This is a genomic window from Pelagibius sp., from assembly GCF_965227505.1.
GTDB lineage: Bacteria > Pseudomonadota > Alphaproteobacteria > Kiloniellales > Kiloniellaceae > Pelagibius.
The window spans coordinates 4,951,715-4,962,500 of sequence record NZ_OZ245757.1; the positions used below are offsets into that span (position 1 = coordinate 4,951,715).

Consider the following 10,786-nt stretch of genomic DNA (forward strand, 5'->3'; position numbering starts at 1 on the left):
GTATTGGCCAGTAATGCGCACGGTCCGGTTGGCCGAAAGGCAAGTATTCCACTCCTGAGTTCATACGACCAGACGGGAAACTGAAAATGTGGGTCGATGGCGTTGAGCCTGAGGTTCATGGCGAGTGCCCTTTTCCCGGCAAGCCCGCGCGATCAGGCGCTTAAGCGGGGGTGGAGCAGGGATGGGGACAGAGGGCGGGCGGGGGATCGAGGCCGTGATCGGCGCACCAGCCTCATGGTGGCCAGAGGGGGGCATACCTCCTTTGAGGTGGTGCCGGGGCGACAGTGACGGATTGACAGAATCCGGAACCGGGCCTTATCCGCATGCTGCCTGAAGGGTGTCGGCGGTGTTTGTCACCCCTACAGCCGGATTTGTACCTGATGACAGTTGGTTGGAATCTGATCCTGAGAACTTGCGGTAGTGACATGAAAGCCGGACTGTGGTTAAAATGTCACAGTGTGGCAGATCAGACGATCAATCGCCGATTAACCCTGTTTGGGCTTGAGAGCGCTCGTTGACAGTCAAACTGGAAACAGGTTACAAGTCGCGAATATTTCGAGAATTGTTTGCCTTTCGTCCATCTCCGGACGGTGAGGTCCGACACGGGGGAGAGGTATTAGATGCAAGGTTTTAAGTCGGGGGAAGCTAGCATGCGCTGGTCTCGCAGTGTGAGTTTGACGAGTTTCAAGGCGGCGCTCTTGGGTGGCGCCATGGCATTTCCGTTGGCGATCTCGGCGAATGCCATGTCGCTGCAGGAAGCCGTAGAGCAGGCGATTGCCACAAATCCGGATATTGGCGTTGTCGCCAGCAATCGTGAAGCGGTCGATCAGGAGTTGCGCCAGGCGCGCGGACTGTACCTGCCGCAGATCGACTTTGCGGCCGGCATCGGTATCGAGAATTTCAATGATTCTACCTCCCGGGCCAATAACAACGGCGGCACCGAGACGACGAACCGGCGGGAGACCTCGCTGACGCTTCAGCAGCGGCTGTTCGATGGTTTCGAAGCCGGAGCGACGGTTGAGCGCGAGCAGGCGCGTGTCGAGTCCGCGGCCAATCGGGTTTTTGAAAACTCCGCGGTTCTGGCGCTGGACGCGATCGGCGCCTACCTCGAGGTGCTGCGCCAGCGCGATCTGGTGAAGCTGGCCGAGGAAAACGTTGCTTATCACCAGCAGGTGCTTGCCGCACAGCGTGAGCGGCTGCGTGGCGGCGGCGGCAGTGAAGCCGACGTGAACCAAACCGAGGCGCGTACCGCCCGGGCGGACAACACCCTGATTGAAACCCTGAACGATCTGCGGGACGCCGAGGCGATTTTCACCCGGATCGTCGGGTCCTTCCCGGGCAACGATCTCACCTATCCGGAGTTCCCTGGCGGTTCACTGCCCGAGAACCTGGACGATGCGGTCCAGCTGGCCGTTCGCAACAACAACACCACCAAGATTTTCGAGGCCGACGTACGCACGGCGGAAGCCGAGGTCGAGCTGTCCGAGGTCCCGTTCTATCCAGCCATCTCGCTGGAAGCTCAGTCCGAGTACAACGACGGCACCTCAGCGTTGGACACGTACGAATTCAACAACCAGCTCATGGTACGCGTACGCTGGAACCTGTTCCGCGGTGGCATCGACCGGGCAGCCCGCCAGGAGGCGCTTTTCCGCCTGACGGAGAGCAAGAACCGGCGTTTCCAGTCGGTGTTGGAATCTCAGCAGGAAATGCGGACTTCCTGGTTCGCGTTGGAAGCGGCCCGCGACAGCATCGAGGCGCTGGAAACAGCCCGCGACTTCAACCGCTCGACACTGGATGCGTACGAGCAGCAGTTTGAGGTTGCGCAGCGGACCCTGCTGGACGTTCTTGACGCCGAAAACGAACTCTTCGTCTCGGAAGGCCAGTTGGTGACGGCTCAGACCAACGAGCAGCTCGCGTCTTACCGTGTTCTGGGTGTTGGCGGCGTGCTGTTGGAGACCCTGGGCGTCTCAGCGCCTGAGCAGGCGGTCGTCGAGCAGAAGTCCTGGGCCGAGGGCCTCGTCGACTAGAAGCCCGGCACCCGTCGCGTTGCGGCGGGACGCGCCACAAGAGGTACGGCCCCTCCAGATGGAGGGGCCGTTTCTTTTTGGGCGCCCAGGCCCTGGGCCGCTGACTGCACCAATCGGCGCAGCCTGTTCAGTGGTGGACCGCTCTCGGGCCTGGTGCAGACCGAATATAGGTATTTTATCCTAGAACTGCCGCCTTCGCGGGCCGGAATGGTTGTCCTTTGTCTGCGGAAGATCTATTTTGGTTGGTCAGAAGTACGGAAACTGGGCCAAAGGGCGGCCTTTGCGGGATGGACGACAACAAGTCAGCTGTGGATCTGCCACAGGCTCCGGTCAGCGCCGAGGAAGCGCCTGAGCAGAGCTTGGTGCTGGACGTCGACCAGGATCGTCTGCCGCTGGTGATCGTGGAGCCTGGTGCGCCGTCGCCGGCAGACGACCTGAGCGCCGACTCCGTCTTGCTGGAGCTCGACGACCTGCTGCCCGACCCGGACGGAGAGGTGGTGCTGTTCACAGGCGAGGACGTGGCTGTGAACATTCTGACCTCGGAGACCATCACCCAGTTTGGCGTTGCAGAGGAGCACGTCACCGCAACCGGGGTCGATGTCACGGGTCTCAACTTCTACAGCTTCGAAGGCGGGCTGACAGTCTACAGCGCTAGCGACGTGCTGATCATCAACGACCCCAACATCACCTGACTTAGCCGTTGTTCCGCTGCCGGGACCGCGTGGCCGCTGTTTTCCGTTCCACGGCCAGGTAAGCCCGCGGGGCCTTCAGTCCTGAGAAGCCCTCAGCGGCGGCGCGGGTGCCGCCCCGGGCATTCCCGGACGCTTGGCCTGGGTTGACAGCCACATCACCGCATAGAATTCCTGGTAGGTCTGGGACCGCAGGGCCAGGATCGTCGCCTGCGCGGCGTTCACCCGCCCCGGGGCCACATAGAGCAGCTTGGCGTCGGTCTTCGCCTCGCGGCCGCTGATCATGTCTTGCCAGACCTCGGTCAGCGACCGGCGGGTCCGGACCTGAACCAGACTGGTCAGCTCCGCGCCGATGACCGCGACGTCCATCGGCCCCAACCACTCACCGAAGGCGCTGTTGTAGGCGATCACCGTGCGATACCGGGAAAGAATGAGGCCAGGGTTCGGACAGTTGGTCACGACGTCGAGCAGGCCGTGGTGGGTCGGTCCCAGGGTTTCCCGCGCCAGCGCCTGCTCACCCTCGAGCATGCAGAAGACCCGCAGATAGGATGAGAAGTTGGGCCCCTCATAGCCCTCGGCCAGCTCCGCGACGAAGCGGCCCAGGCGCAGACGGTTGCGCTCCGCCAGAACCTCCAGGGTCTGCCAGTAGATCGGTTCCAGCCGGACCGAGTAGCGCTTGTTACGGTACTGGACGATGCGCGGCTTGGGGGCCTGGTTGCCGAAGGTCTTGGGTGCGGGGATCTGCAAGGTTTCGGTCTGGTTGGTCTCAGAACATGGCTGAGCACTCATACATAAATATGGGCCAATCCGCAAGCCGGCGCGGCGTTCATGGGGGTGTTCATGCGGGCGTTCGAGAGCACCACCGGATACGGGGCCGGCAGTCTCTCACCGGCAGTCTGTCACCGGCGGTCTCTCAGAAGTGGAAAGGTGAAGCGTTCGGAAAGGTTCCGCCTGCGGTCGGCACCCTTCAGGGCAGCATGATGTCCTCGTGCTCGGCCACGATACCGCTCAGATCGGAGAGTTTGCTGCGCAGTTTGTAGCGTCGCGCCAGCTTGTCCTGGGCGGCAGCCGGCAGGTCGGTGAGCATGAAGACCCTTTTGTCGATCAGGACAGCGATGATGTCCTCGATGACGCGGATGAACTCGAGGTCAGAGGCTTCCAGTTCCTCGCGGATTCTCGTTTGCCCGAGACCGTCGCTGAGAAAGGACACCAGTTCCGGATCGTCGAGAGCGACCTGCTCGTAGGCCATCTCGGTCTCGCGTTCCTGGACTTCGGTGATCTGTCCGTGATCGTCTCGCGCCACGTAGGGCATGGCCGTGCTCCTTCCTCTGCGCGCTAGGCTATTCAGCCAGTGGTTAACATTGGGTAAGCAATGGCGCCGGAGGACAGCGAAAGGCCTAAGATTCCTTGCTTTTTGCTTGCCGAGGTCCGCACATTGGCGAAACTACGTTCATCCTGCCACAGGCCGATTCGCCCGAGCCATGCCGCTCATCGTCAGCAAAGCCAACACCAGGGACCCTGAGTTCGCGGAGAACCAGCGGATTAACCGGCAACTCGTCGCCGATCTGCGCGCCGAGGTCGAAAAGATCAAAGGCGGCGGCGGCGAGCGCGCCCGCGTGCGTCATCTGGAACGGGGAAAGCTCCTGCCGCGCGAGCGGGTGCGCTGCCTTCTGGACAGCGGCTCGCCTTTCCTCGAGCTTTCGCAACTGGCCGCCCACGACCTGTATGACGGCGAGGTGCCGGCCGCCGGGTTGATTACCGGCATTGGCCGCGTGTCGGGACGCGAGTGCCTGATCGTAGCCAACGACGCCACTGTCAAGGGCGGGACTTACTATCCGCTCACCGTAAAGAAACACCTCCGTGCGCAGGAGATCGCCGAACAGAACCACTTGCCGTGCATCTATCTTGTCGATTCCGGCGGCGCCAACCTGCCCAATCAGGACCAGGTGTTTCCGGACCGCGATCACTTCGGCCGGATCTTCTTCAACCAGGCCAACATGTCGGCCAAAGGGATACCCCAGATCGCGGCGGTCATGGGCTCCTGCACCGCGGGGGGCGCCTATGTTCCGGCGATGGCGGACGAGAGCATCATCGTGAAAGGGCAGGGCACCATCTTCCTGGGAGGACCACCGCTGGTGAAAGCGGCGACCGGCGAAGTCGTCTCGGCGGAGGAACTCGGCGGAGCCGAGGTGCACACCCGGACCTCGGGCGTTACCGATCACTACGCCGAGAACGACAGCCACGCCCTGGCGATCGCGCGCCGGATCGTGGCGACCCTGAACCGTCCGAAGTCGCAGCCGCTTGAGGTGCTGGAATCGCGCGAGCCGCACTACGACCCGGCCGAACTCTATGGTCTCGTCCCGCCCGACCTCCGCCAGCCTTATGATGTACGCGAGGTGATCGCCCGTCTGGTCGATGCCAGCGAGTTTGACGAGTTCAAAGCCCTTTACGGCCAAAGCCTGGTGTGCGGCTTCGCCCATATCTGCGGCTACCCTGTCGGCATTCTTGCCAACAACGGAATTCTGTTTTCGGAATCCGCCCTGAAGGGGGCGCATTTCATCGAACTCTGCACCCAACGCGGCATCCCGCTGGTGTTCCTGCAGAACATCACCGGCTTCATGGTCGGAAAGAAGTACGAGGCCGGGGGCATCGCCAAGGACGGCGCGAAGCTTGTGACCGCCGTCGCTTGTGCGAAGGTGCCGAAGTTCACGGTCATTCTGGGGGGCAGCTTCGGTGCCGGAAACTACGGCATGTGCGGGCGCGCCTACGGCCCCCGTTTCCTTTGGATGTGGCCGAACGCGAGGATCTCCGTCATGGGGGGCGAGCAGGCCGCGACGGTTATGGCAACGCTGCGCCGCGATGCGGTTGAGGCAAAGGGCCAGTCCTGGAGCGAGGCGGACGAAGAAGCCTACAAAGCGCCGATCCGCGACCAGTACGAACTCCAGGGCCATCCCTACTATGCGACGGCCCGCCTTTGGGACGACGGGATCATCGACCCGCTCGACACGCGCATGGCCCTCGGGCTGGGCATTTCGGCTGCGCTGAATGCGCCGCCTGAGCCGACGCGCTTTGGCGTCTTCAGGATGTGAGGCGATGACGGCACCCTTTTTCGTCGAGGAGATCGACAGCCGCGGGGTGGCGCGGATCACGCTGACCCGTGCCGATCAGCACAACGTGTTCAACGACGTGCTGATCGGGGAGCTGACCACCGCCCTTGCGGGGCTGGAACAGGACGGGCGCGTTAGGCTGGTGATCCTGGCCGCCCAGGGGCGCAGCTTCTCGGCCGGGGCCGATCTCAACTGGATGAAGGCGATGGCCGGCTACTCCGAGGCGGAGAACCGGGACGATGCCTTGCGCCTGGCCAAGCTGATGCAGACGCTGAACCGGCTTTCGAAGCCGACCCTGGCGCTGGTGCAGGGGCCGGCCTATGGCGGTGGCGTTGGCCTCGCGGCCTGCTGTGATATTGTGGTCGCTGCCGAGGCCGCAACCTTCTGCCTCTCCGAGGTGAAGCTGGGCCTGATTCCGGCTGTGATCAGCCCCTATGTCATAGCGGCCATCGGCGAGGCGGCGGCGCGCCGCTATTTCCTGACGGCCGAAGTCTTCTCGGCCTGGGAGGCCCAGCGCCTGGGGCTGGTTCACGAGGTTGTCGAGGCCGGCGCCCTGGAGCAGACAGGGCGACAGCTCGCTGCAAAGCTGCTGGACGGCGGGCCCATGGCCCAGGCGGCTGCGAAGGATCTTGTTTTCACGGTGACAGAGGCGAGGGACGACAGGCTGATCGACGATACCGCGGAGCGGATTGCCGCGGTGCGCGCCTCGGCGGAGGGCCGCGAAGGCGTCGCGGCCTTCCTGGAAAAGCGAAAGCCTGACTGGCGAGGGGACTGAAGCGGACGATGAAGAAGCCTGACCGCTATTGGTTGCCGGGCTTGGTTCTGACGCTCGGCCTCTACGTCCTGGTCTCGCTTTCGGTCTCAGAGACGGTCGACTTCTTCTTCCTGGTCATGCTCGGAACCCTGGTGTTCTGCGTGACGCTGTTTTATCGCCTCTTTCCCGGCAGCTACTTCACGACCATCGCCTTGGCGAACTTTCTGTCGGTCTATGCCTGCCTCTTTATCTTCTTCGTCGAGGCCAACTTCGGCGCGGCGGCCGATTGGGTGGTGCGGGTTTCCTTCGCCCTGCCGATACTCACATTCATGGCCGGGGTCTGGCTGCGCAGGGGCGCCATTCACCGCCTCGTGAACCATGAAGTCGACACCCGCATCCACTATGCGCCGCGCGTCTTCCTATGGCTCCTGCCGGTCATGGTGGTGGGGCTGGCGACTTTCCTGGTGCCGCACCAGGGCTTCAGCGCCCAGACCGTAGGGCTGCTGCTGCTCGCCAGCATGGGGCTGATTGCGGTCACGGTGATGGCCGTGTGCCGCGACGTCACCGCCTTTCTGCTTGAAACCGGGCTGCTGTTCGAAGACTTTTTCGCCCGCGCCAGCGCCCTCATGGCGCCGACCCTGGCTTTCTTCACCTACTATTCCTTTGTCGTCATCGTTTTTGCCGGAGTCTATCGGCTCGTCGGGCGTATCATCCCCGGCGATCATTTCATGCTGGCCGGAGAGCCGAGAACGATCAGTTTCATGGAAAGCCTCTACTTCTCGATCATCACGCTGAGTACCGTGGGATACGGCGACCTCGTGCCCGCAAGCCTGCTGGTGCGCGCCATCGCATCGCTGCAGATCGTGATCGGGGTATGGCTGATCATCTTCGGCTTTTCGGAAGTGCTGAGGTACACGCGCGAGCACCCGGCGCAGGGCCGCCGCGGCTAGCGCTGGGTTCAGGAACAGGCCGGCAGGATGCACGCGACGACCCACCTGAACGAGGTTCTGATCTTCCTGATAGCGGCGGTCTGCGTCGTGCCCCTGTTCCGCTGGGCACGATCCAGCTCCGTCCTGGGCTACCTGGCGGCCGGGGTTCTGGTCGGTCCTTCCGCGCTGGCCCTGGTGAAGGACCCGGACAGCGTCCAACTGCTGGGCGAGTTCGGCGTCATCTTTCTGCTCTTTGCGATCGGTCTCGAGCTTTCGGTCGAGCGCCTCAAGGTCATGCGCCGCCTCGTGTTCGGCCTCGGTGCCAGCCAGGTTACCCTGACGGCTGTGCTGGTCGGGATCGTCGCATTCTGGGCCGGACAGTCGGTCGAGGCGGCGCTGGTCATCGGCTTCGGGCTGGCGCTTTCCTCTACCGCTTTTGTCATTCAGATGCTGATCGAGCGCGGCGAACTCGCCTCGCGCTTCGGCCGAACCTCCTTTGCCGTCCTGCTGTTCCAGGATCTGGCCATCATTCCCTTGCTGGCGCTCCTTCCGCTGCTCAGCGGGCCCGACGCCAACATCCTGGAAGCCCTCGGTCTTGCGGCACTGAAGGCGGTCGGCGTGGTGATCGCGGCGATCGTCATCGGGCGGCGCATTCTGCGGCCGATCTACCGGGTCATCGCCGCCAGCAGACTGCAGGAACTCTTCGTCGCGGCAACCCTCCTGGTGGTGCTGGGCTCCGGCTGGCTGATGGCCCTGGGCGGAATTTCCATGGCGCTCGGCGCCTTTCTGGCCGGCCTGCTGCTGGCGGAGACCGAGTACCGCCATCAGGTCGATGCCGACATCAGGCCTTTCAAGGGCCTGTTGCTCGGTCTCTTCTTCATGGCCGTCGGCATGGCGATCGACATTCAGCAGTTGCTTCAGGACTGGCGCATCGTTGCCATCTGCCTCATTGCACTGTTGCTGGTGAAGAGCGTCGTCACGACCCTGTTGTGCCTGCTGTGGAAGCTGCCCGCCGACGTCGCCGTTCGGGCCGGAACCCTGCTGTCGCAGGCCGGTGAGTTTGGCTTCGTGCTGTTTGGCGGCGCCATGATCCAGGGGCTTCTCGACCGCGAGACGGGCCAGGTTCTGTTGGCGGTCATCGCCTTGTCGATGGCCGTGACGCCGGCTATGGGCTGGGCCGGAGGGCGGCTGTCGCGCGGGTTGGCGCCCAAGCCCAGCAGCGGCCAGGAGAGCCTGAAGCATGAAGTCGAGAGCGTCAGCGACCACGTCATCATCGCCGGCTTCGGCCGGGTCGGCCAGACGGTGGCGCGCGTGCTCTCCGCCTGCGGGGTGCCCTACGTTGCGCTGGATCTGGACCATGGCCGGGTGACCCACTATCGCGGCCGCGGGCTGCCTCTCTACTACGGGGATGCGACGCGGGTCGATGTCCTGGAAGCCGCCGGGGTGGAACATGCCCGCGCTGCCGTCATTACAGTGGACCGCTCCGCCGAAGCCAGCCGCGCGGTCGAGGCGCTGCACAGCCGCATGCCCGAACTGCCGATTTTCGTGCGGTCCCACGATCTGCGCCATGCCCAGGCGCTTGAGCAGGTCGGGGCCGTTGCGGTGGTGCCGGAGACCGTTGAGGCCAGCCTGCAACTGGGTGGTATTCTCCTGTCGTCCGTGGGTATCGGGGCCGACGATGTGACCCGCGTCATGAGAGACTTCAGGGCCGACAACTATGCCCGGCTGGAGGATCTGGACGCCAAGAATGCGGCCGGGACCGCGCAGAAATAGGAGTGGCTGGGGACGTGTTCGAGTCTGTACTGATCGCCAACCGCGGCGAGATTGCCTGTCGCATCATCCGTACGGCCCGGCGGCTTGGCCTGCGCTGCATTGCGGTCTATTCGGAGGCGGACGCCGCAGCCGCCCATGTCGACCTGGCTGACACGGCTCACTGCATCGGGCCGGCGCCGGCGGCGGAAAGCTATCTTCGGATCGAAGCGATCCTGGATGCGGCCAAGGCCGCCGGTGCCGAGGCCATTCACCCGGGATACGGGTTCCTGTCGGAAAACGCGGCCTTTGCCGAGGCTTGCCGGGAAGCGGGTATCGCCTTCATCGGTCCGCCGCCCGCGGCCATTCGCGCCATGGGCTCCAAGAGCGAGGCCAAGGCCTTGATGGAGGCGGCGGGCGTGCCGCTGGTTCCCGGCTATCATGGCGACGAGCAGGCGTCCGAGCCGCTGCTGCGCGAGGCCGAGGCGGTCGGTTTTCCGTTGATGATCAAGGCCTCGGCCGGGGGCGGGGGCAAGGGCATGCGCATCGTGGAGGCGGCGCAGGACTTCGCAGCCGGCCTCGACGCGGCCCGGCGCGAAGCCAAGGCCGCCTTCGGCGACGACAGGGTTCTTCTGGAACGCTACCTGGCCGCGCCGCGCCACATCGAGATCCAGGTCTTCTGCGACGACCACGGCAATGCCGTGCACCTCTTCGAACGCGACTGTTCGGCGCAGCGCCGGCATCAGAAGGTGATCGAGGAGGCGCCGGCGCCAGGCCTGTCGCCCGAGCAGCGGGAGGCGATGGGCGCGGCCGCTGTCGCCGCGGCCCGGGCGATTGACTACCGCGGCGCCGGGACCGTCGAGTTCCTCTTTGACAAGGGCGCTTTTTACTTCATGGAGATGAACACGCGCCTGCAGGTCGAGCATCCGGTCACCGAGGCGATCACAGGCCTGGATCTGGTCGAGTGGCAGCTGCGGGTGGCGGCCGGCGAGGCCTTGCCGCGCGCTCAGGAGGATCTCGCCATCTCCGGCCATGCCGTCGAGGCCCGGCTCTATGCGGAGGATCCGGAGAGCGGCTTTCTGCCGTCGACCGGCCGCCTGCTGCATCTCAGCCTGCCGGAGGGCCCTGAGGCGGGCGAGGGCGTACGGGTGGACAGCGGCGTGCGCAGCGGTGACGAGATCTCGGTGTTCTATGATCCCATGATCGCCAAGGTGATCGCCCATGGCGAGGATCGCCCCACCGCCCTGCGCCGGCTGAACCGCGCCCTGGCGGAGACCGAGGTTGTGGGCGTCGCCAGCAACGTGGCCTTTCTGCGCCGGACGCTGGCCCATCGGGCCTTCGCCGCGGGCGGCATCGATACGGCCTTTCTGGATAAGCACCGCGACAGCCTGCTGGCACCCGGCGGGGCGGTCCCGGAACCGGTTCTCGCAGCCGTCGCCCTGGCCGAGATGCGCTGGCGCAGCCGTGAGGCGCGCCGCGCCGCGGCGGCCTCGGGCGATCCCTATTCCCCCTGGCGGCTGACCAACGGCTG

The 10,786-nt window shown here is 64.5% G+C and carries 9 protein-coding genes (1 of these 9 only partly in view); 7 read left to right on the forward strand and 2 right to left on the reverse strand.

All coding sequences use genetic code 11. The features are described from left to right. Positions 1–650 precede the first annotated feature (650 nt). Entirely contained in the window at positions 651–2,027 is a 1,377-nt protein-coding gene (locus ACO06P_RS23195; RefSeq protein ID WP_420347591.1) for a TolC family outer membrane protein, read from the forward strand. Between the two features lie 287 nt (positions 2,028–2,314). Further along, the gene (locus tag ACO06P_RS23200; RefSeq protein ID WP_420347592.1) at positions 2,315–2,719 is read left to right on the forward strand and encodes a hypothetical protein; all 405 of its coding nucleotides are present in this window, start codon (positions 2,315–2,317) and stop codon (positions 2,717–2,719) included. Between the two features lie 75 nt (positions 2,720–2,794). Here ACO06P_RS23200 and ACO06P_RS23205 read toward each other — a convergent pair whose 3' ends face one another. Beyond that, on the reverse strand, positions 2,795–3,463 hold the full coding sequence (locus tag ACO06P_RS23205; RefSeq protein ID WP_420347593.1) for a ribbon-helix-helix domain-containing protein: 669 nt from the start codon (positions 3,461–3,463) through the stop codon (positions 2,795–2,797). A 220-nt stretch (positions 3,464–3,683) separates the two neighbouring features. Further along, positions 3,684–4,028, reverse strand: a complete 345-nt coding sequence (locus tag ACO06P_RS23210; RefSeq protein WP_420347594.1) for a hypothetical protein — start codon at positions 4,026–4,028, stop codon at positions 3,684–3,686. 169 nt (positions 4,029–4,197) lie between these two features. Between ACO06P_RS23210 and ACO06P_RS23215 the strand changes: the two genes are divergently transcribed. The 5 genes in view from ACO06P_RS23215 to ACO06P_RS23235 are tightly spaced (at most 27 nt apart) and all read left to right on the forward strand, a layout consistent with a single transcriptional unit that may run on beyond the window. Further along, on the forward strand, positions 4,198–5,805 hold the full coding sequence (locus ACO06P_RS23215) for a carboxyl transferase domain-containing protein (protein ID WP_420349672.1): 1,608 nt from the start codon (positions 4,198–4,200) through the stop codon (positions 5,803–5,805). 4 nt (positions 5,806–5,809) lie between these two features. Then, positions 5,810–6,598 carry an enoyl-CoA hydratase/isomerase family protein gene (locus ACO06P_RS23220; RefSeq protein ID WP_420347595.1) on the forward strand — a complete coding sequence of 263 codons (789 nt, stop codon included), beginning with the start codon at positions 5,810–5,812 and terminating at the stop codon, positions 6,596–6,598. An 8-nt stretch (positions 6,599–6,606) separates the two neighbouring features. Continuing rightward, the gene (locus ACO06P_RS23225; protein WP_420347596.1) at positions 6,607–7,527 is read left to right on the forward strand and encodes an ion channel; all 921 of its coding nucleotides are present in this window, start codon (positions 6,607–6,609) and stop codon (positions 7,525–7,527) included. 27 nt (positions 7,528–7,554) lie between these two features. Further along, positions 7,555–9,279: a monovalent cation:proton antiporter-2 (CPA2) family protein gene (locus ACO06P_RS23230; protein ID WP_420347597.1), complete on the forward strand. Its 1,725-nt coding sequence runs from the start codon at positions 7,555–7,557 to the stop codon at positions 9,277–9,279. 14 nt (positions 9,280–9,293) lie between these two features. After that, positions 9,294–10,786: the 5' portion of an acetyl-CoA carboxylase biotin carboxylase subunit gene (locus ACO06P_RS23235; RefSeq protein WP_420347598.1), read on the forward strand. Its footprint extends 511 nt past the window's final position; 1,493 of the gene's 2,004 nt are visible here — the first part of the coding sequence; it begins with the start codon at positions 9,294–9,296; the stop codon falls past the right edge of the window.

What these genes read in the sequence shown, in the direction of transcription:
- ACO06P_RS23195 (WP_420347591.1), top strand. Translation starts at nt 651, where the DNA reads ATGCGCTGGTCTCGCAGTGTGAGTTTGACGAGTTTCAAGGCGGCGCTC.
- ACO06P_RS23200 (WP_420347592.1), top strand. Translation starts at nt 2,315, where the DNA reads ATGGACGACAACAAGTCAGCTGTGGATCTGCCACAGGCTCCGGTCAGC.
- ACO06P_RS23210 (WP_420347594.1), bottom strand. Translation starts at nt 4,028, where the DNA reads ATGCCCTACGTGGCGCGAGACGATCACGGACAGATCACCGAAGTCCAG.
- ACO06P_RS23215 (WP_420349672.1), top strand. Translation starts at nt 4,198, where the DNA reads ATGCCGCTCATCGTCAGCAAAGCCAACACCAGGGACCCTGAGTTCGCG.
- ACO06P_RS23220 (WP_420347595.1), top strand. Translation starts at nt 5,810, where the DNA reads ATGACGGCACCCTTTTTCGTCGAGGAGATCGACAGCCGCGGGGTGGCG.
- ACO06P_RS23225 (WP_420347596.1), top strand. Translation starts at nt 6,607, where the DNA reads ATGAAGAAGCCTGACCGCTATTGGTTGCCGGGCTTGGTTCTGACGCTC.
- ACO06P_RS23230 (WP_420347597.1), top strand. Translation starts at nt 7,555, where the DNA reads ATGCACGCGACGACCCACCTGAACGAGGTTCTGATCTTCCTGATAGCG.